16 protein-coding genes and 1 pseudogene are annotated in these 20,139 nt (G+C 72.2%); 9 read left to right on the top strand and 8 right to left on the bottom strand.

The genetic code is table 11. The annotated features are described in order from the left end of the window. Nucleotides 1-236: 236 nt before the first annotated feature. Nucleotides 237-362 (bottom strand): cellulose binding domain-containing protein, encoded by a 126-nt coding sequence (locus ACZ3YO_RS39050; RefSeq protein ID WP_465578948.1) that lies wholly within the window; start codon nt 360-362, stop codon nt 237-239. A 110-nt stretch (nt 363-472) separates the two neighbouring features. After that, nucleotides 473-604, bottom strand: a pseudogene (locus ACZ3YO_RS39045) (glycoside hydrolase family 9 protein); the annotation flags it as partial. Between the two features lie 144 nt (nt 605-748). Here ACZ3YO_RS39045 and ACZ3YO_RS39040 point away from each other — a divergent pair. Continuing rightward, complete coding sequence (locus ACZ3YO_RS39040; protein WP_465578946.1) at nt 749-880, top strand: hypothetical protein; 132 nt, start codon at nt 749-751, stop codon at nt 878-880. A 76-nt stretch (nt 881-956) separates the two neighbouring features. Here ACZ3YO_RS39040 and ACZ3YO_RS39035 read toward each other — a convergent pair whose 3' ends face one another. The 5 genes from ACZ3YO_RS39035 to ACZ3YO_RS39015 form a co-directional block, all read right to left on the bottom strand. Then, nucleotides 957-2,045, bottom strand: a complete 1,089-nt coding sequence (locus ACZ3YO_RS39035; RefSeq protein WP_465578944.1) for an aldose epimerase family protein — start codon at nt 2,043-2,045, stop codon at nt 957-959. 83 nt (nt 2,046-2,128) lie between these two features. Then, nucleotides 2,129-3,637 (bottom strand): L-arabinose isomerase, encoded by a 1,509-nt coding sequence (araA, locus tag ACZ3YO_RS39030; RefSeq protein ID WP_465578942.1) that lies wholly within the window; start codon nt 3,635-3,637, stop codon nt 2,129-2,131. An 11-nt stretch (nt 3,638-3,648) separates the two neighbouring features. Next, nucleotides 3,649-4,335, bottom strand: a complete 687-nt coding sequence (locus tag ACZ3YO_RS39025) for an L-ribulose-5-phosphate 4-epimerase (protein WP_465578940.1) — start codon at nt 4,333-4,335, stop codon at nt 3,649-3,651. Continuing rightward, nucleotides 4,332-6,029, bottom strand: coding sequence for a ribulokinase (locus tag ACZ3YO_RS39020; protein WP_465578937.1), 1,698 nt, complete (start codon nt 6,027-6,029; stop codon nt 4,332-4,334). Before ACZ3YO_RS39020 ends, ACZ3YO_RS39025 begins: the two co-directional genes overlap by 4 nt. 328 nt (nt 6,030-6,357) lie before the next feature. Beyond that, nucleotides 6,358-7,392, bottom strand: coding sequence for a LacI family DNA-binding transcriptional regulator (locus ACZ3YO_RS39015; RefSeq protein ID WP_465578935.1), 1,035 nt, complete (start codon nt 7,390-7,392; stop codon nt 6,358-6,360). A 563-nt stretch (nt 7,393-7,955) separates the two neighbouring features. Between ACZ3YO_RS39015 and chvE the strand changes: the two genes are divergently transcribed. The 3 genes from chvE (at nt 7,956) to mmsB (ending at nt 11,920) form a co-directional block, all read left to right on the top strand. Continuing rightward, on the top strand, nt 7,956-9,053 hold the full coding sequence (chvE, locus tag ACZ3YO_RS39010; RefSeq protein ID WP_465578933.1) for a multiple monosaccharide ABC transporter substrate-binding protein: 1,098 nt from the start codon (nt 7,956-7,958) through the stop codon (nt 9,051-9,053). Between the two features lie 80 nt (nt 9,054-9,133). Continuing rightward, on the top strand, nt 9,134-10,681 hold the full coding sequence (gene mmsA, locus ACZ3YO_RS39005) for a multiple monosaccharide ABC transporter ATP-binding protein (protein WP_465578931.1): 1,548 nt from the start codon (nt 9,134-9,136) through the stop codon (nt 10,679-10,681). 3 nt (nt 10,682-10,684) lie between these two features. Continuing rightward, nucleotides 10,685-11,920 carry a multiple monosaccharide ABC transporter permease gene (mmsB, locus tag ACZ3YO_RS39000; protein WP_465578929.1) on the top strand — a complete coding sequence of 412 codons (1,236 nt, stop codon included), beginning with the start codon at nt 10,685-10,687 and terminating at the stop codon, nt 11,918-11,920. A 110-nt stretch (nt 11,921-12,030) separates the two neighbouring features. Here the strand turns inward: mmsB and ACZ3YO_RS38995 are convergent, their stop codons facing one another. Then, the gene (locus ACZ3YO_RS38995) at nt 12,031-12,393 is read right to left on the bottom strand and encodes a DUF1304 domain-containing protein (protein WP_465578927.1); all 363 of its coding nucleotides are present in this window, start codon (nt 12,391-12,393) and stop codon (nt 12,031-12,033) included. Nucleotides 12,394-12,794: 401 nt separating this feature from the next. Here ACZ3YO_RS38995 and ACZ3YO_RS38990 point away from each other — a divergent pair, with 401 nt between their 5' ends. From ACZ3YO_RS38990 to ACZ3YO_RS38970, 5 genes are all read left to right on the top strand, one after another. Continuing rightward, nucleotides 12,795-15,416 (top strand): RICIN domain-containing protein, encoded by a 2,622-nt coding sequence (locus ACZ3YO_RS38990; protein WP_465578925.1) that lies wholly within the window; start codon nt 12,795-12,797, stop codon nt 15,414-15,416. A gap of 165 nt (nt 15,417-15,581) precedes the next feature. Beyond that, a complete protein-coding gene (locus ACZ3YO_RS38985) occupies nt 15,582-16,655 on the top strand; it encodes an expansin EXLX1 family cellulose-binding protein (RefSeq protein WP_465578923.1) in 1,074 nt (357 codons plus the stop codon). Between the two features lie 131 nt (nt 16,656-16,786). After that, nucleotides 16,787-17,320: a SigE family RNA polymerase sigma factor gene (locus ACZ3YO_RS38980; RefSeq protein WP_465578921.1), complete on the top strand. Its 534-nt coding sequence runs from the start codon at nt 16,787-16,789 to the stop codon at nt 17,318-17,320. Further along, a complete protein-coding gene (locus ACZ3YO_RS38975) occupies nt 17,317-18,114 on the top strand; it encodes a hypothetical protein (RefSeq protein ID WP_465578919.1) in 798 nt (265 codons plus the stop codon). The genes ACZ3YO_RS38980 and ACZ3YO_RS38975 overlap by 4 nt, the downstream gene beginning before the upstream one ends. Before the next feature lie 245 nt (nt 18,115-18,359). Next, on the top strand, nt 18,360-20,139 hold a 1,780-nt coding region (locus ACZ3YO_RS38970; protein ID WP_465578961.1), incomplete at its 3' end, for a non-reducing end alpha-L-arabinofuranosidase family hydrolase.

Below are 20,139 nucleotides of genomic sequence, written 5' to 3'. Positions count from 1 at the left end.
GGACGCGGCCGGCCACGACGGGTGGACTCTCTCTCGCGAGGACGGGAAATCACGCCGGAAACTTTCGGGCCCGCCGGAACGGCACCGCGCTCCCCGGCGACCGGCCGGTGGGAGCGTCCCGCGGGCACGAGCGCCTTCTCCGACGCCTCGTCACCACGGAGGCCGCCCGGGCACGGCGGCTTCCGCACCGGCCCGGTCCGTCCGGTCCGGTGCGGAAGTCCGCGGCCGACACGCGCTCAGGCGCAGGCCGCTCCGTTCAGGGTGAAAAGCGTCGGAGCCGGATTGGCGCCCGAGTAGGTGACCTGGAAGCCGAAGCTCGCGCTGCCACCGGGGGCCAGGACGTCGTTCCACCCCTTCGCCACCGGGTCCTCCAGCCCCGCGTTCGGGCCGCCCGCGAGGGAGCCGGCCGGGGCGGGTGCGGGGCGGAGGCGTCGTTCTGGTGCGCCCAGAACAGGTGGTGCTGGTTCTCGGAGTAGCGCACGCCGTGGCCGGTGACGTAGGAGAGATCGAGCGCGTTGCGACCGAGCAGGTAGTCCATGGACTCCAACGCGCCCGTGCGGTAACGCCGTTGACCGGTCGGCTCGTAGGCGACGCCGAGCAGCATCGCATTGTTGGCCACCGAGCTGTTGGAGCCCCAGACGTACGCGGTGGCGGCGAGCGGTACGGCGTAGCCCAGGGCGGCATGGTGGCCAGGTGGCCGTCGGCAGTCGCGGTCAGCCCGCACGGGCAGGCACAGGTCGACGCCTCCATGACGCGTGGTCAGTCCCGTCGAGGTGCCGGCCCCACCGCGCTGGTCGACGTGCTGAACGGCGGCGCGGTGGCCGCCGGCGGGCCGGTCCCTCTCGGGGTCTGGGGCGTACGGGTGTTCGTCGCGGACTGAGCACGCACGGGAAAAGGGGGCGGTGGACCCCGTCCGGCCCACCGCCCCCCGTTCTCCGCTCCGCGGAGCGCCTGCGCTACTCCACCGAGAAGCAGTAGACGGTCGTCGAGCGGAATTCCTCGCCCGGGCGCAGGGCGGTGGAGGGGTACTCGGGACGGTTGGGCGAGTCCGGGAAGTGCTGCGTCTCCAGCGCGATGCCGGCGTACGCGCGGTAGGGGCGGCCGGAGCGGCCGGTCAGCGAGCCGTCGAAGTGGTTGCCGGTGTAGACCTGGAGGCCCGGTTCCGTCGTCAGGCACTCGACGCGCCGGCCGCTGGCCGGGTGGCTGAGCACCGCGGCCCGCCGGAAGCCGCTCCCGGCCAGCACCCAGTTGTGGTCGAAGCCGGCGCCGGCCCGGCGGATCTGCGGGTCCGGGTCGGTGACGCGCTCGCCGAGCACCGCCGGCTCGCGCAGGTCGAAGGGCGTGCCGGCGACGGACGCGACCGGGCCGAGCGGAATCAGTCCGCCGTCCACCGGCAGGTAGCCCGCGGCCTCCACCCCCAACCGGTGGTCGAGCACCGTACCGCCGCCCTCGCCGGCCAGGTTGAGGTAGGCGTGGTTGGTGAGGTTGACGACCGTGGGGGCGTCCGTGGTCGCCCGGTAGCCGATCCAGAGCGCGCCGGCCGGGTCGAGCAGGTACGTCACCTCGGCGGTGAGCGCCCCCGGGAACCCCTGGTCCCCGTCGGGGCTGTGCAGGCGCAGTCGCACACCGGCCCGCCGGCCCTGCCGGACCGGGACGCCGTCCCAGAGCCGGGTGGCGAAGCCGTCCGTTCCGCCGTGCAGGGTGTGGCCGCCCGGCTGGGTCGTCAGCCGGTGCGTGGTGCCGCCGAGCGGCAGCAGTCCGTCGGCGATCCGGTTGGCGTAGCGGCCGACGGTGGCGCCGAGGTAGGCGGCCTCGCCGAGCAGGTCCTCGACGCCCTCGCAACCGAGGACGACGTTCGCCAGCCGCCCGTACCGGTCGGGCGCGTGGAGGGCCTGGAGGCGGGCGCCGAGGTCGAGCACCTCGGCCGTGACGCCCGCCGGGGAACCGATGGTCCAGCGGGTGACGGACCGGCCGTCGGGCAGGGTGGCGAAGGCGTCCTGGGAGACGGTCAGTTCGCCCTCGGACACGAGTGCGTCACTCGACACGGGATCACTCCGTTGCTCGCGGGGCTGCGGGGCAGGGCGACGCCCGCCGGGCGGGCGGGCGTCGCCGGTGCTGGACCAAGGTCTCACAGCCCCTGGGACAGGCGGTGGTAGGCCTGGTTCCAGCGCAGTTCCTTGGTGAACCGACGGATGTTCGTGTCGTCGTCGATCACCAGCAGTTCGACGCCGAGCATCTCGGCGAGGTCCTCGAGCTCCTCGGTGCCGAGGGCGCCGGAGAGCACGGTGTGGTGCGGCGCGCCGGCCGTCAGCCAGGCCTCGGTGGAGGTGTGCAGGTCCGGGCGGGGCTTCCAGACGGCGCGGGCCACGGGCAGGTTGGGCAGCGGCGCCGGCGGCTCGACCACGTCGACCTCGTTGGCGACGAGCCGGAAGCGGTCGCCGAGGTCGGCGAGGCCGACCACCACCGCCGGGCCGGGTTCGGCGTCGAAGACCAGCCGGACGGGGTCCTCGCGCCCGCCGATGGAGAGCGGGTGGATCTCGCAGGAGGGGGTGCCGGCCGCGATGCTCGGGCAGACCTCCAGCATGTGGGCGCCGAGGATCAGCTCGCTGCCGAACTCCAGGTGGTAGGTGTAGTCCTCCATGAAGGAGGTGCCGCCGGCAAGTCCGGTGGAGGCCGCCTTGAGGGTGCGCAGCAGGGTGGCGGTCTTCCAGTCGCCCTCGCCGCCGAAGCCGTACCCGTCGGCCATCAGCCGCTGAACGGCGAGGCCGGGCAGTTGGCGCAGCCCGCCGAGGTCCTCGAAGTTGGTGGTGAAGGCCCGGAAGCCGCCCTGCTCCAGGAAGCCGCGCAGGCCGAGCTCGATCCGCGCCGCGTAGCGCAGCGACTCGTGGCGCTCCCCGCCAGCCCGCAGCTCGGGCGCGAGGCGGTAGGCGTCCTCGTACTCCTTGACCAGGGCGGTGACGTCGCCGTCCTCCGCCGCGTCCACGGCGGCGACGAGGTCGTTGACGCCGTAGGTGTTGACGGAGACGCCGAAGCGGAGCTGGGCCTCGACCTTGTCGCCCTCGGTGACGGCGACGTCGCGCATGTTGTCGCCGAAGCGGGCGAGCTTGAGGCTGCGCAGTTCGGCGCGGCCGGCGGCGGCGCGGGCCCAGGTGGCGATCCTGGCCGCGACGGCCGGGTCGCTGACGTGTCCGGCGACGGTCTTGCGCGGCACGCCGAGGCGGGACTGGATGTAGCCGAACTCGCGGTCGCCGTGGGCGGCCTGGTTCAGGTTCATGAAGTCCATGTCGATGGTCTGCCAGGGCAGTTCGACATTGGCCTGGGTGTGCAGGTGCAGCAGCGGCTTCTGCAGGGCGTCCAGGCCGGCGATCCACATCTTCGCCGGGGAGAAGGTGTGCATCCAGGCGATCAGGCCGATGCAGTCGTCGGCGGAGTTGGCTTCGAGGCAGATCCGCCGGATCGCCGCGGCGTCGGTGAGGACGGGCTTCCAGACGATCTCGACCGGTACGCCGGCGTCGCCGTCCAGGGCCTCGGCGATCCGCTGGGACTGCTCGGCGACCTGGCGCAGCGTGTCCTCGCCGTAGAGCCCTTGGCTGCCGGTCAGGAACCAGACCTGGCGGCCCTCCAGTGGCTTCTTCATGGGGTGGCTCCTCATCCGGCCTGGGGCTGGCCGTAGACGTTCTGGTAGCGGAAGTTGAGGCTGTCGATGTCGGCCTGCGCGATCGGCAGGGGCTCGCCGAGCTGGCGGGAGAGGTGGACGGTGCGGGCGACGTCCTCGCACATCACGGCGGCCTTCACGGCGGCCTTGGCGTCCTTGCCGATGGTGAAGACGCCGTGGTTCTGCATCAGGACGGCGGGTGAGCGGTGGCCCTTGAGGGTGTCCACGATGCCCCGGCCGATCGAGTCGTCGCCGATCAGGGCGAACGGGCCGACCGGGATCTCGGCGCCGAACTCGTCGGCCATCGCGGTCAGGACGCAGGGGACGGCCTCGCCGCGGGCCGCCCAGGCGCAGGCGTAGGTGGAGTGGGTGTGGACCACTCCGCCGACCTCGGGCAGGTGCCGGTAGACGTAGGCGTGTGCGGCGGTGTCGGAGGAGGGCGCGTGGTCGCCCTCGACGACGTTGCCGTCCAGGTCGCAGACGATCATGTTCTGCGGCGACAGGTCGTCGTAGGAGACGCCACTGGGCTTGATGACCAGCAGGTCCGCTCCCGGGACACGGGCGGAGACGTTGCCGGCGGTCCAGACCACCAGGTTGTAGCGGACCAGCTCCTGATGCAGGTCGCTGACCTGGCGGCGGATGGCGTCGATGGTCGCGTTGATCGCGTTGGTCGCGTTCACAGGGCCTCGCTCGGTGTGGTGAGGGCGGCGTTGCGGATATCACGCAGGCGGTGCAGGAGCTTGTCGGCGCCGAGGCCGAAGTGGTCGTGCAGGGCCCGGTACTCGGCGAACAGCAGGTCGTAGGCGTCGGCGGCGGCCGGATCGGGCTGGTACGCGCCCCGCCGCACCCGGCCCATGGCCTCGGCCGCACTCCGCACGTCCGGGTACGCCCCGGCGGCGACCGCGGCGTGGATCGCGGATCCGAGGGCGGGGCCCTGCTCCGACTCGGCGACCGAGACCGGGCGGCGCAGCACGTCGGCGTAGATCTGCATCAGCAGGGCGTTCTTCTTGAGGCCGCCGGTGACGATGAACTCGGTGACGGGGACCTCGCCCTGCTCCAGGGCCTCGACGATGACGCGGGTGCCGAAGGCGGTGGCCTCCAGCAGGGCGCGGTAGATCTCCTCGGGGCGGGTGGCGAGGGTGAGTCCGACGATCACGCCGGACAGGTGGTGGTCGACCAGGGTGGAGCGGTTGCCGTTCATCCAGTCGAGTGCCACCAGGCCGTGCGCGCCGACGGGTTGGGCGGCGGCCTTGCGGGTGAGCAGCCGGTGCAGGTCCTCACCGCCGGCCTCGGCCTCGGCCAGGTAGTCCGCGGGGACGCCCTGGCGTAGCCACCAGGCGAAGATGTCGCCGACGGCGCTCTGCCCGGCCTCGTAGCCGTAGGAGCCGGCGACGATGCCGTCCTCGACCACGCCGCAGATGCCGGGGACGTCGGCGAGCGCCGCGCCGTTGACGACGTGGCAGGTGGACGTGCCCATGATGGCGAGGAGTTGGCCGTTGTCCACGGCGCGGGCGGCCGGCGCGGCGACGTGGGCGTCCACGTTGCCGGCGGCGACCGCGATCCCCTCCGGCAGGCCGGTCCACTCGGCGGCCTGCGCGGTGAGCGAGCCGACCCGGGATCCCAGCGGGGAGAGCGGGTGCTCCAGGCGGGTGCGGGCGAAGTCGGCGAACCCGGGGTGGAGCGCGGCGAGGTAGTCCTCGCTCGGGTAACTCCCGTCCTGGTGGATGCCCTTGTACCCGGCGGTGCAGGTGTTGCGGCTCTCGGCACCGGTGAGCTGCCAGACGATCCAGTCGGCGGCCTCGATCCAGCGCTCGGTCGCGGCGTAGACGGCCGGGTCCTCCTCCAGGACCTGCAACGCCTTGGCGTACTGCCACTCCGCGGAGATCCGCCCGCCGTAGCGGGAGATCCACTTCTCACCCCGGGCGTGGGCCAGGGCGTTGATGCGGTCCGCCTGGGCCTGGGCGGCGTGGTGCTTCCAGAGCTTGGGCCAGGCGTGCGGGCGGGACGCCCACGCGGCCGTCTCGGCCAGCGGGGTGCCGTCGGCGAGCACAGGCAGGACGGTGCAGGCCGTGAAGTCGGTGGCGATCCCGATGACGTCCGCCGGATCGACGCCGGCGGCGGCGAGCGCGGCCGGGACGGCGGTGCGCAGCACCTCGCGCCAGTCCGCGGGGTGCTGCAGCGCCCAATCGGGCGGCAACAGCCCTCCCGTGCCGGGCAGTTCGCGCTCGATGACAGCATGCGGGTACTCGTGGACGGCGGTGCCGACCTCCTCGCCGTCGCGCACGCGGACCACCACGGCGCGGCCGGAGAGGGTGCCGAAGTCGATCCCGACGACGTATCTCTCCGGGTCGGGGGCAGCGGGATTCACGGTCACGTCGTCATCCTTCGTACGGGGGCCAGGCATTGGGGCGACACACCTGTGGTGTCGCCTGTCGCCGGTGGATCCGCAGCCGGGGCAGGGGGGCAGCTCACCGGCGACAGGCTCCGTTCCGCGGCCTCCCCCTCAGGAGGGCGGAACGAGGGACCACCGGCCGGGCGCCAGAAGCGGGAATGGCGGCGCCTGGCCGGTGGAGTGGGTGGGCGTTTCGCTCGTGTTAACGCTCACAGAAATTGTGAGCGTTAACATTCGACGTGTCAAGGGAAGTTCCCTCGCCGGGCGTCCGCACGCCCGGGCGGTCAGCGCGGCGCGCGGCGCCGGCGGTTCACCGGCGGACGACCGGGCCCACGCTGCGGCGCAGCACCAGCTCGGGCTGGATCCGCACGTGGCTCGGGGCGGACCTCGCATCGCCCTCCAGCTCCCCCAGCAGCAGCTCCAGCGCCCGCCTGCCGAGTTCGCCGAAGTCCTGCCGCACGGTGGTCAGCGGCGGGATGAAGTAGGCGGCCTCCGGGATGTCGTCGAACCCGACCACACTGATCTCCTCGGGCACCGACCGGCCGCCCTCGTTCAGGGCGCGCAGCAGGCCGAGGGCCATGTGGTCATTGGCGCAGAAGACGGCCGTGACATCGGGCAGTCGCGCGATCCGCAACCCGGCCTGATAGCCCGAGCGGGCGCTCCAGTCGCCCCGCTCCACCTCCGGCACGGGAGCCCCCGCCGCCTGCAGCGTGAGGCGCCAGCCCTCCTCGCGGTCCTGGCTCTCCAGCCAGTTGGACGGTCCGGCCAGGTGGTGCACGGTGCGGTGGCCGAGGTCGAGGAGGTGCCCGGTGGCCTCGCCCGCACCCTCGCGGTTGCCCACCGACACCATGGGCACCTGCGTCTGGTTGCCCGAGCCGACCGCGACGACCGGCACCGAGCTGGAGAGCCGGGCCACGGCACTGACGGCGGAGGTCTGCGGCGCGATCACCACGACCCCCTCCACTCCCTGGTCGCGCAGCCGGTCGACGGCTTCCTGGACCGACCGGCCGTCGAGGGAGCGAAGGCTGGTCACGCTCACGAAGTACCCGGCGCTGCGAGCGGCCTGCTCGATGCCGTCCAGCATCGAGGCGGGGCCGTAGAGCGTCGAGTCGAAGCTGACCACGCCGAGGGTCTGCGAGCGGCGGGTGACCAGGGCGCGGGCGGCGGAGTTGGGCCGGTAGTCCAGTTCGCGGATGGCGGCCAGCACGCGCTCCCGGGTGTCCGGCCGCACGTGCGGGGCGCCGTTGAGCACCCGGGACACCGTCTGGTGGGACACACCCGCCAGTTTCGCCACGTCCGCCATCACGGGCTGGCGCTGTTCCGTCCCGGCACTCTCGGTTCCCACGGGCTCTCCCCTCCTCGGCTGCCGCCCACAGTACGCGACCAGGCCCGGGCCGTTCCGTCACCCTCGGTCGAAGGACGCGGCACTCTTCGCGCCGGCCGCCCGGGCCACCGGCGATTGACCACCGCGGCACGGCAGCACGCACGGGTTCACCCCCGGCCGGCGGAGGCGGCGGCTCGACGGGCGCCCCGGCGCGTCCGCGCTGACGCCACCTCCCCGCCCGCCGCCGAGCCCCCGGAGGGGCGGGCCCGCCCGCGGCGACCGGGCACCGGCCGGACCGCCCGCGGGTGGCGCCGCCGTCGCCCCCGATCCGCAGCCGGCGACGCGCCGCCCGGCCGCGACCGCCCGGGGGTCAACGCCAGATCTCGGGGATCCAACGATGCCCGGAACCCTCTTGACTCCAACAGATGTGAGCGTTAACACTCATGTAACGCCAGGCCAGGGCGGCCGCCACCCCGACGCCCCACAGCCCCGAGGGACCGCTCCCGGCCGGCCTCGCCCGACCGCTCCCAGCCGCCCAGTCAGAGGACGCACTGTGCCGGTCGCGGAACACCACTGGAGGAACTGTGCGGAACATTTCGGCGGGCCTGGTCGCCGCGGGCCTGGTGCTCTCGCTGGCGGCCTGCGGCCAGAGCGCCAACGGCGGCGGCGGCGACGGTGCGGCCAAGGGGGACGCCAAGGGCGGTCTGGTCGGCATCGCGATGCCGACCAAGTCGTCGGAACGCTGGATCAACGACGGCACCAACATGGTCAAGGAGTTCCAGGCCAAGGGCTACAAGACCGACCTGCAGTACGGCGACAACGTGGTCGAGAACCAGGTCTCCCAGGTGGAGAACATGATCACCAAGGGCGCCAAGCTGCTGGTGATCGCCGCCATCGACGGCTCCTCCCTCACCAACGTGCTGCAGAAGGCCGCCGACGCCCACATCCCGGTGATCTCCTACGACCGCCTCATCCGCGGCACGGCGAACGTCGACTACTACGCGACCTTCGACAACTACAAGGTCGGCGTCCTCCAGGGCGGCTACATCGCCGACAAGCTCGGCCTCAAGGACGGCAAGGGCCCGTTCAACATCGAGCTCTTCGCCGGCTCCCCGGACGACAACAACGCCACGTTCTTCTTCAACGGCGCGATGAGCGTCCTCAAGCCGTACATCGACCAGAAGAAGCTGGTCGTGCAGAGCGGCCAGACCGAGTTCAACCAGGTCGCCACGCTGCGCTGGGACGGCGGGCTCGCCCAGTCCCGGATGGACAACCTACTCAGCAAGTCGTACACCAACGCCCACGTCGACGCCGTGCTCTCTCCGTACGACGGCATCTCGATCGGCATCATCTCCTCCCTGAAGGGCGTCGGCTACGGCACCGCGAAGTCGCTGCCCGTCGTCACGGGCCAGGACGGCGAGCTGGCCTCGGTGAAGTCGATCATCGCGGGCGAGCAGACCCAGACGGTGTACAAGGACACCCGCCAGCTGGCCAAGGCCGCCGTCCAGATGGGCGACGCGCTGCTCACCGGCGGCAAGCCCGAGGTCAACGACACCAGCCAGTACAACAACGGCGTCAAGACCGTCCCGGCCCAGCTGCTGCAGCCGGTCAGCGTCGACAAGGACAACTACCAGAAGGTCCTGGTCGACAGCGGCCAGTACACCGCGGACCAGCTCAAGTAGCCCGCCGGGCCCTGCCGAACCGGCGGTGCGGCGCCCGGGAGACCGGCCCGCACCGCCCCGAACGATACGGACGCACAACCATGGCTGGACCCGTTCTCGAAATGCGGTCGATCAGCAAGTCGTTCCCCGGCGTGAAGGCGCTCTCCGAGGTCAACCTGAGCGTCACCGCCGGCGAGGTGCACGCCATCTGCGGCGAGAACGGCGCCGGCAAGTCCACCCTGATGAAGGTGCTCAGCGGCGTCTACCCCCACGGCGCCTACGAGGGCGAGATCCTCTTCGAGGGCGAGCCCTGCCGGTTCAAGGACATCCGGGCCAGCGAGCAGCGCGGCATCGTCATCATCCACCAGGAACTGGCGCTGGTGCCGTACCTGTCCATCGCCGAGAACGTCTTCCTCGGCAACGAGCACGCCTCCCGGGGCATCATCAGCTGGCAGCGCACGCTCACCCACGCCGCCGAACTGCTCCGTCAGGTCGGCCTCGCCGAGAGCCCGCACACCCGGATCGCCGACCTCGGGGTGGGCAAGCAGCAGTTGGTCGAGATCGCCAAGGCGCTGGCCAAGAAGGTCAAGCTGCTCATCCTGGACGAGCCGACGGCCGCGCTGAACGACGAGGACAGCCGCAAGCTGCTCGACCTGATCGTCGAACTCAAGGCGCACGGCATCTCCTGCATCATCATCTCGCACAAGCTGAACGAGATCGCCCGGGTCGCGGACTCCGTGACCATCCTGCGTGACGGGCGGACCATCGAGACCATCGCGATCGGCCCCGAGGGCATCTCCGAGGAGCGGATCATCCGCGGCATGGTCGGCCGAGACCTGGAGCACCGCTACCCGGAGCGCACCCCCGACATCGGCGAGGTCGCGTTCGAGGTCGAGGACTGGAGCGTGCGGCACCCGATCGACCAGCAGCGCATGGTGGTGGACGGCGCCTCGCTGAACGTGCGGCGCGGTGAGATCGTGGGCATCGCCGGCCTGATGGGCGCCGGCCGCACGGAGCTGGCCATGAGCGTCTTCGGCCGCTCGTACGGGCGGTGGGCAGCCGGGCGGGTCCGGATGCTCGGGCGGGAGATCCGCACCCGGACCGTCCCCGAGGCGATCGGGCACGGCATCGCCTACGTCACCGAGGACCGCAAGCAGCTCGGCCTCAACCTCATCGACGACATCAGCCGCAACATCTCGCTGAGCGCGCTCGGCAAGGTCGCCCGCTACGGCCGCGTCGACCGGCACGAGGAGGCCAAGGTCGCCGAGTCCTTCCGCCGCACCATGAACATCAAGGCCCCGACGGTGTTCACCCGGACCGGCACGCTCAGCGGCGGCAACCAGCAGAAGGTCGTCCTCAGCAAGTGGATCTTCGCCGAGCCCGAGGTGCTGATCCTCGACGAGCCCACCCGCGGCATCGACATCGGCGCGAAGGCGGAGATCTACACCGTCATCGCCGAACTCGCCGCCCAGGGCAAGGCGGTGCTCGTCATCTCGTCCGAACTCCCCGAACTCCTGGGTCTGTGCGACCGGATCTACACCATGGCCGAAGGCCGGATCACCGGCGAGGTCGCCCGTGCCGACGCCACCCAGGAAACCCTCATGCGGCTCATGACCATGAGCGCCGCCTCCAGCAACGAGCAGGTGTAAGGCATGGCCCAGACCGAGATCATCCCGGATTCGTCCCCGAAGGCACCGCAGGCCGGTCCGAGCCCCTCCCTCGGCTCCGTCCTGGCCCGCGCGCTGCAGGGCAACGTGCGCCAGTACGGCATGCTGGTCGCGCTCGCGCTGATCGTGCTGCTGTTCCAGATCTGGACGGACGGCATCCTGCTCCAGCCGCTCAACATCACCAACCTGATCCAGCAGAACGGCTACATCCTGATCCTGGCGATCGGGATGATGATCGTCATCATCGCCGGGCACATCGACCTCTCGGTCGGCTCCCTGGCCGCCTTCGTCGGGGCCGCCGCCGCGGTGATGATGGTCAAGCACCAGGTGCCGTGGCCCGTGGCGATGCTGGTCGCCCTGGCGATCGGCGCCCTCGCCGGCGCCTGGCAGGGCTTCTGGATCGCCTACCTGGGGATCCCCTCGTTCATCGTCACCCTGGCGGGCATGCTGCTGTTCCGCGGGGGCACCCAGATCATCCTGCAGGGCCAGTCGGTGGCGCCGTTCCCGAAGGGCTTCCAGAGCATCAGCAGCGGCTTCCTGCCCGAGGTCGGCCCGCACACCGACTACCACAACCTCACCCTGCTGCTGGGCCTCGCGGTGCTGGCCGTCGCGATCCTGCAGGAGGTGCGCGGCCGGCGGCAGACCGCCTCGTACGGGCTGGAGCCGCTCCCGCTCGGACTGTTCCTGGCGAAGCTCGGCGTGATCACCACGGCCGTGGCCGCCTTCACCCTGCTGCTGGCCAGCTACCACGGCGTGCCGATCGTGCTGCTGATCCTCGGCGCGCTGCTGGTCGGCTTCGGCTACCTGATGCGCAACTCCATCATCGGCCGGCACACCTACGCCATCGGCGGCAACGAGGCGGCGGCGAAGCTGTCCGGGGTGAAGAGCAAGCGGGTCGTCTTCCTCGCCTTCACCACCATGGGCGTCCTCGCGGCCCTCGCCGGCCTGGTCTTCGCCGCGCGTCTCAACGCCGGCACCCCGCAGGCCGGCATCAACTTCGAACTGGAGGCCATCGCCGCCGCGTTCATCGGCGGCGCCTCCGCCAGCGGCGGCGTGGGCACCGTCCTCGGCGCGATCATCGGCGGGCTGGTGCTCGGCGTGCTGAACAACGGCATGTCGCTGGTCGGCGTCGGCACCGACTACCAGCAGGTCATCAAGGGTCTGGTGCTGCTCGCGGCCGTCGGCTTCGACGTCTACAACAAGCGCCGGGCCGGCTCCTGACCAACCGCTCGACGGAGACGGGCCGCGGTGCACACGCACCGCGGCCCGTCCTGTTCCCCGTGCCGACGCCCGAGGGGGCCCTCTCCGGCGAGGGCCCCCTCGGACCGGGTTCAGTGGGCCGCCAGCACCAGGGCGAGCACGACCAGTGCCGGCACCGTCTGCACGAGGAGGATCCTGCGGGAGGACGTCGCGGCTCCGAACAGACCGGCGACGGCGACGCAGGAGGCGAAGAAGACCCTCACCTGGAACCCGACCGGGTCGGAGGCGAAGGCGCCCCAGGACAGACCGGCCGCCAGGAAGCCGTTGTACAGGCCCTGGTTGGCGGCCATCGCCTTGGTCGAGGCCGCGAACTCCGTTGACGTGCCGAAGGCGCCCCGGGCCCGGGGCGTGGTCCACAGGAACATCTCCAAAACCAGGATGTAGACGTGCAGGAGGGCGAGCGCGACGACGGCGATCACGGCAGCTGTGGACATACCCGGGCATACTATGCGGCCACCGGAGCCGGGCCGGCGTTCCGTCCAGGCTCCTGCCGATCGCCGCGTCGGGCCCTGCGCCTCGTTCCGGTGCCTCCCGGGCCGGGGGCGCACCTCCGCGGCCCACCCGACGCGCCCGGGGGGAGCCGGCCGGCGCCCGACCGTGGTGCCGGCCCGGTGACTCCTCGCCCGGACTGACGGGCCGTCCGTCCCCCCGGTTCAGGACCCGGCGGAGATTCTTCCAGCGGGCGGCAACCTCCCGCGCACCGGCGGCAACCGACAGACGACACCGAGGGCGGAACATCCCTCGGGCCGTCCCCCCTCACACCGCCGACCGCCGCCGCGCCGCCGCCCGACCGGGCGGGGTCGCCTCGGCGGGGCCGAAGCAAGGAGTAGCCCCCATGAACGAGACGGATCCCACGGCGACCGGTCGCGGCCGGCGTCCTCGTGGGCGCCACCGCCGGCGCTGGACGACGCTGGGCCTGGCACTGGGCGTGCCCGGCGTGCTCGGCCCGTACCTGCTCTTCGCGCAGGCCGACTCCAACGCGGCGTCGGTGGATCCCGACGCCTACTACACGCTGGTGTCCGTCCGCAGCGACAAGGCCCTGGACGTGCCCGGTGCGGACGCGGCCGACGGCGCCTGGGCCCGGCAGATGAACCGCGTCGCCGGGGCCGCGAGCCAGCAGTGGCGACTGCGGCTGGCGGGGGACGGCTACTACGAGCTGGAGAACCGCGGCACCCACAAGGTCCTCGGTGTGCGCGGCGGTTCCTCTCAGCCCGTGGCCGCCGTCGAGCAGCAGGCCGACCGCGCCGCCGCCTCCCAGCAGTGGCGGATGCAGGACGTCGGCGGCGGCGCGGTGAAGTTCGTCTCCCGCGGCAGCGGCCTGGTGCTGGACGTCTGCGGCGGCGGCAAGGAGGAGGGCGTGCCCCTCATCCAGTACGGCGACATCGGCGGCACCAATCAGCGGTGGCGACTGGTCAAGGTGTCCGGCGCGGGCGGGTACACCTGGCACAACGCACAGATCGTCGGCGGCGGCTTCGTCACCGGACTGGTCTTCAACCCCGCCCGCAAGGACCTGCTGTACGCCCGGACCGACATCGGCGGCGCGTACCGCTGGGACGCCGCCGCCGGGCGGTGGACCTCGCTGACGGACTGGATCGGCGGCGCCGACTGGAACCTGCTCGGGATCGAGAGCCTGGCGACCGACCCGGTCGACCCGGACCGGCTGTACCTCGCCAGCGGCACCTACACCAACGACTGGGCGGGCAACGGCGCGATCCTCCGCTCCACCGACCAGGGCCGGACGTTCCAGCGCACCGACCTGCCCTTCAAACTGGGCGGCAACGAGGACGGCCGGTCCATGGGCGAGCGGCTGGTGGTCGACCCCTCCGACCACCGCACGCTCTACCTGGGCACCCGCAAGAACGGCCTCTGGCGCAGCACCGACTACGGCGTGACCTGGAGCCAGGTCGCCACCTTCCCCGTGAAGGACGGTGCGAGCAGCGGGGTCGGGCTGTCCTTCGTGGCCTTCGGCCCGTCCGGCAGCAGGACGATCTACGTCGGGGTCGCCGACAAGTCGACGTCGCTGTACCGCTCGACCGACGGCGGCGCCACCTGGCAGGCCGTCCCCGGCCAACCGACCGGCCAGCTGCCGCAGCACGGCGTGCTGTCCGGCGACGGCTCGTTCTACCTGACGTACACCAACGCGCCCGGCCCGAACGGGGTGACGGCCGGCTCGGTGTGGAAGTACACACCCGCCACCGGAGTCTGGAAGAACGTCTCGCCGTCCAGCGGTGGTTACGGCTTCGCCGGCCTCGCGGTCGACCCGCAGCACCCGGCCACGGTGATGGTCACCACCATGGACCGCTGGTGGCCCCCCGACGAGCTGTACCGCTCGACCGACGGCGGCGCCACCTGGAAGGCGCTCGGCGCGACCTCGGAACGCGACGACTCGGCGGCGCCCTACGTGGGCACCGGCATCGGGCACTGGATGGGCACGCTCGCCATCGACCCGTACGACTCCGGGCACGTGCTCTACGGCACCGGATCCGGCATGTGGGGCAGCAGCGACGTGACGGCGGCCGACAGCGGGCGTCCGACGCACTGGACCATCCCGGCCAGGGGCCTGGAGGAGACCGCGACGCTCGGTCTGGTCAAGCCGCCCGGCCAGCCGCTGATCAGCGCGCTCGGCGACGTCAGCGGGTTCCGGCACGACGACCTGACCAAGGTCCCCGCCAAGGCGCTGAGCAGTCCGCTGTTCACCAACACCACCGGCATCGACTTCGCCCAGGGCAAGCCGGAGTTCATGGTGCGGGTCGGCCTCGGCGGCGCGCAGCACGGCGCCTGGTCGGCCGACGGCGGAGTCAACTGGGCTCCCTTCGCGGCCGCTCCGGTGGGCGACGCGGGCGGCGGCTCCACGGCCGTCTCGGCGGACGGCGGCACCGTGGTGTGGACCCCGGCGGGCCAGACGCCGTTCCTCTCGACCAACCGGGGCGCGACCTGGGCGGCGGTCTCCGGCCTGCCCAAGGACGCGGCCGTGGTGGCCGACCGTTCGGCGGCGAACACCTTCTACGCCCTCAGCGGCGGCACCCTGTACGCCTCCACCGACGGTGGGCGGCACTTCACCACCCGGGCCACCGGGCTGGGCGACGGGCCGCTCAAGGCCCTTCCCGGCGTCGCCGGTGACCTGTGGATCGCCGGCGGGGGCAACGGGCTGCGGCACTCCACCGACGGCGGGGCGACCTTCCGCAGGCTCGACGGCGTCGAGCAGGCGAGCGCCGTCGGTTTCGGCAAGGCGGCGCCCGGGGCCGGCTACCAAGCCCTGTACCTGAGCGGGAAGGTGAAGGGCGTCATCGGCCTGTTCCGCTCCACCGACGGCGGCTCGACCTGGGTCCGGATCAACGACGACCAGCACCAGTTCGGCGGGAGCGTCATCAACGTCATCTCCGGCGACCCCGACGTCTACGGCCGGGTGTACCTCGGCGGCTACGGCCGCGGCGTGGTCTACGGCGACCCGTCCTGACCGGCCCGGTCCGGGGGCGGGCGGGCGGGCGGGGATCCGCACCGCCCGCCCCGGGGCCGGCCCCGGGAGAACGCCGCGAAGAAACCCGCGCCGACGCGGCAACCTTTCCGTTCCCGGCGCCCACTGGGCAGTGCAAGGTCGAGTCGATCTACCGAATGGACGGGAATGAGGGCAACGAAGCACGCCGCCCCGCAGTCGAACCGCAGGCGCGGGCTGGTCATGGGCATTCCGTTGGCGCTGGTGGCGGTCGGGGTACTGGTCTGCCTGGCCTTCGCGCTCCTGCCGCGCGGCGGGGGCGACGCCGGTGCGGCGGAGCCGGCCGCCGCCTCCGCCGCGGCCACCGAGCCGAGCGCGCCTCCGGGCACCGGCGTCCCGGCCGACCCCACGCCCTCGACGGCACCGCCATCGGCCACCGACACCGCGCCCGCCGCCACCCGCACGCCGTCGCCCTCAGCCAGTCCCACACCGCGGCCGTCGACCCCCTCCGCGTCCGCCGCGTCCGCCGCGTCCGCGTCCGCGTCCGCGTCCGCGTCCGCGTCCGCGTCCGCGTCCGCCAAGGCCACCCCGTCACCGTCGGTCGCCGCCAGCGGTTCCGGCCACGTACCCGCCACGGCGTCCCTGGCCGGGCGGATCAAGCCCCGCGCGGACTACCAGGGCGTCGCGACCTCCTACGACGCCGCGGACGGCAACGGCGCCTGCTCGTTCGGCCCGTCCGGTGACCTCATGGTCGCGGCGATGAACCACACCGACTACGAGTCGTCCAGGGCGTGCGGGGCCGTCATACTCGTGCGCGCCGCCAATGGGGCGAGCATCACGGTGCGGATCGTCAACGAGTGCCCCTTGCCCTGCGCGCCCGGGCAGCTCGACCTCAGCCACGAGGCCTTCGCCAAACTGGCCGATCTCTCGGTGGGCCGCCTGCCGGTCACCTGGACGGTGCTGAGCCCGGGCACGGTGCCGGACACCATGTCCGTCCGGTACAAGACCGGGTCCAGCCAGTGGTGGTGCGGGATCCAGGTGATCGGCCACCGCAACCCGGTGGCGACGCTGGAGGTCCGTACCGCGGGCGGCTGGCGGCAGCTGTCCCGCACCGACTACAACTACTTCCTCTCTCCCGACGGCGGCGGGTGCGGCGGATCGGTCAGGGTCACCGACGTCTACGGGGAACAGCTGACCGTCGACGGGATCGCGGTGAAGCCGGACGTCGTCCAGCCGACCCGAGTCCAGTTCGCCCGGCATTGAACGCGCCGCTCGCCCGCCGGCCGTCGCCGGTCCCCCTCCGGGGCGGACCCCGCTCCGCGCCGGAGACGGGCACTGCTATGCTCACGGCCCTTGTTAACGTTCACATTGCAGGGAGAGGGCGGCCGGGGGAAATGCTCCTCGATGACGCGTCCGCGGAGTTCCACGACTTCTTCGAACGCCACTACTCCGAACTCGCCCGTCTCGCCCACCTCCTGACCGGCGAGGCGGACGCGGCCGACGACCTCGCCGCGGACGCCCTGATCGCGCTGTGGCAACGCTGGGACCGGCTCCGCGCGGCCGACCACCCCCTCGCCTACGCGCGCGGGGTGGTCGCCAACATGGCCCGGGCCCGGATCCGCAGCACGGTCCGCGAGCGGCGCCGGGTCCTGCTGTTCTGGTCCCGCGCCCCCGAGAGAACGGACGGCCCGGACGTGGCCGCCGTGCTGGACGTCCGCACGGCGCTCGACCGGCTGCCGTTCCGCAAGCGGGCGTGCGTGGTGATGCGCCACGCCTTCGACCTGTCGGAGAAGGACACCGCCGCGGCGCTGGGCATCTCGGTCGGTACGGTGAAGAGCCAGACCTCGAAGGCGATGGCCGAGCTGGAACGCGCACTCGGCGCACGAGCGGTCGGCGAACTGGCGACAGGAAGGAGGAACGTACGGTGAACGAGCACATCACCCGGCAGCTGCGCGAAGCAGCCGAAGCCCACCGGCCCGACCGCGCACGGATCCTGGCCCGCGTCGAACGCGGAGCGGCCGGCCCCCCCGTCCACCACCGCTCGCCGGCGCTCATGAGGTCGGGGCCCAGGGTCGCCCTCGCCGCCCTCGCCACCGCCGGCGTCCTGGCGACCGGCGGCCTGGCCGTCGCCGGCATCGTCCGGACACCGCCGCCGTCGAACACCGTCACCACCACTCCGGCCAGCCCGCTCCCGACGGCGACCCCGTCCCCGGCGGTCACCCCTTCGCCGACCCCGGCCGCCCCGGGCACCGTCACCCCGCCCCCCGGACCCGCCCCGGCCACCACCCCGGGCAGTCCGCGCCCGACCCCCTCGGCGAGCAGCCGCCCCGTGAACGGTGCGCTGTGGTCGGAGGGATCGGTCGACTCGCACAGCACGGTGTACTGGGCCCAGCAGGACCTCGTCCTCAGGACCACCCAGCCGCTCACCTCGCTCACCGTCGAGCTACGGATCGCCCAGACCGGCGAGGTCCGGGACACCGGGAACTGGCGGACGCTTCCGGGCGAGGACTTCACGGTCACCGTCCAGGAGTCCGGCGGCGTGCTGTTCTACCGGTGGGTCCTCAAGCCGGGCCGCACGGTTCCGGTCGGGCAGCACGAGTTCGCCGGCCAGTTCAACCACGCCACCGGCGTGCGCAGCGCCGCGAACGACGGCTACCGGGTCGACGCCCAGTCGGCCGGCGGCCCCGCCTCGGTCTGGGGAGGGTTCGGCCCGGCGCGCTGAGGCCCGCCCGGTGGTGCCGGCCCCACGGGGTCGGCACCACCGGGCCGGCGGGTCGGGGTGGCGTCGCTCCGTGAGGGCCGCACCACTCTCCGGGTCGAGGAATATTCTCCCCGGCACGGCAACCTTTCCCCGCGGGGCGGCAACTGACGGTCAACCAGGGCCCACAGCAAGGCCCGCCCGCAAAGAAGGACAAGCCTTTGCCAGACCAGAACCGCTCTCATCGCCGCCCTCCGGCAACCCGCCGTCTGATCGCGACCGCCGTGGTGCTCGCCGCCGTGGGGGCCGCCGTACCGCTGATCGCCCAGGCCGCACGGACACCGAACGCCGGCAAGCCGACCGCGCTCGGTTCGGCGGCGGCCGGTAGCGGCCGCTACTTCGGCACAGCCGTCGCCGCCGGGAGGCTCGGCGACTCGACGTACTCCACCGTTCTCGACCGGGAATTCACCATGGTCACCCCGGAGAACGAGATGAAGTGGGACACCGTCGAGCCCTCGCGCGGATCGTTCAACTTCGCCCCCGCCGACGCGATCGTCGGCCATGCCTCCGGGCACGGCCAGCGCATGCGCGGCCACACCCTGGTCTGGCACTCCCAGCTGCCCAACTGGGTCTCCTCCATCACCGACGCCAACACCCTGCGCGGTGTGATGAACAACCACATCACCCAGGAGATGGCCCACTACAAGGGCAAGATCTACGCCTGGGACGTGGTCAACGAGGCGTTCGCCGACGGCGGGAGCGGCCAGCACCGCGACTCCGTGTTCCAGAAGGTGCTGGGCAACGGCTTCATCGAGGAGGCCTTCCGCACCGCCCGGAACGCCGACCCCGCGGCCAAGCTCTGCTACAACGACTACAACATCGAGAACTGGTCGGACGCCAAGACCCAGGGCGTCTACGCCATGGTCAAGGACTTCAAGTCCCGCGGCGTCCCCATCGACTGCGTCGGCTTCCAGAGCCACTTCGGCGCGAGCGGCCCGCCGGCGAGCTTCCGGACCACCCTGTCCGACTTCGCCGCGCTCGGCGTGGACGTCCAGATCACCGAACTGGACGTCGCCCAGGCGTCCGCCACCGCGTACACCAACGCCGTCCAGGACTGCCTCAACGTCCCTCGCTGCACGGGCATGACCGTGTGGGGCATCCGTGACAGGGACTCGTGGCGCACCGGTGAGAACCCGCTGCTCTTCGACGACAACGGTAACCGGAAGAGCGCCTACGACGCGGTGCTCGCCACCCTGGGCAGCGCCGGCGACGGCACCCCGGACGGCGGCATCACCTCCGGCACCGTCTACACGCTCTCCGCGGCGGGAGCCTCCGGTCGCGTCCTCGACGAGCCCGCGGGGCAGAACGGCAACGGCACCCCGCTCCAGGTCTGGGACGCCAGCGGCGCCACCAACCAACAGTGGCGCGCCACCAAGAACAACGACGGCTCCTACACCCTGACCAACGTCGCCAGCGGCCGGGTCCTGGACGAACCCGGGGGCCGGACCGGCAACGGGACGCGGATGCAGGTCTGGGACTCCAACACCGGCGCCAACCAGCACTGGAAGGCCGCCAGGAACAGCGACGGCTCGTACACGCTCACCAACCTCGCGAGCGGCCGGGCCCTGGAGACCCCCGGCAACCAGACCGCCAACGGCACTCCCGTCCAGATATGGGACTCCTGGGGCGCGGCCAACCAGCACTGGAACCTCAAGCCGTCCGGTTCGTCGACGCCCACGCCGACGGGCGGCTCGTGTGCGCTGCCGTCGACGTACCGCTGGTCGTCCACGGGCGCGCTGGCGCAGCCGGCGAACGGCTGGGGCGCGCTGAAGGACTTCACGGACGTGGTGTACAACGGCAAGCACCTGGTCTACGCGTCGAACGTGTCGGGTTCCTCGTACGGTTCGATGGCGTTCGCCCCGTTCACCAACTGGTCGGACATGGCCTCCGCCGGCCAGACCGGGATGAACCAGAACGCGGTGGCGCCCACGCTGTTCTACTTCGCGCCGAAGAAGATCTGGGTGCTCGCCTACCAGTGGGGTCAGTGGC

The organism is Kitasatospora sp. NPDC022785, assembly GCF_055561295.1.
The sequence above is the reverse complement of the archived record's forward strand: the minus strand, read 5'-3'. Positions and strand labels throughout refer to the sequence as shown.

What these genes read in the sequence shown, in the direction of transcription:
- ACZ3YO_RS39040 (WP_465578946.1), top strand. Translation starts at nt 749, where the DNA reads ATGACGCGTGGTCAGTCCCGTCGAGGTGCCGGCCCCACCGCGCTGGTC.
- araA (WP_465578942.1), bottom strand. Translation starts at nt 3,637, where the DNA reads ATGAAGAAGCCACTGGAGGGCCGCCAGGTCTGGTTCCTGACCGGCAGC.
- mmsA (WP_465578931.1), top strand. Translation starts at nt 9,134, where the DNA reads ATGGCTGGACCCGTTCTCGAAATGCGGTCGATCAGCAAGTCGTTCCCC.
- mmsB (WP_465578929.1), top strand. Translation starts at nt 10,685, where the DNA reads ATGGCCCAGACCGAGATCATCCCGGATTCGTCCCCGAAGGCACCGCAG.
- ACZ3YO_RS38995 (WP_465578927.1), bottom strand. Translation starts at nt 12,393, where the DNA reads ATGTCCACAGCTGCCGTGATCGCCGTCGTCGCGCTCGCCCTCCTGCAC.
- ACZ3YO_RS38990 (WP_465578925.1), top strand. Translation starts at nt 12,795, where the DNA reads ATGAACGAGACGGATCCCACGGCGACCGGTCGCGGCCGGCGTCCTCGT.
- ACZ3YO_RS38985 (WP_465578923.1), top strand. Translation starts at nt 15,582, where the DNA reads ATGAGGGCAACGAAGCACGCCGCCCCGCAGTCGAACCGCAGGCGCGGG.
- ACZ3YO_RS38980 (WP_465578921.1), top strand. Translation starts at nt 16,787, where the DNA reads ATGCTCCTCGATGACGCGTCCGCGGAGTTCCACGACTTCTTCGAACGC.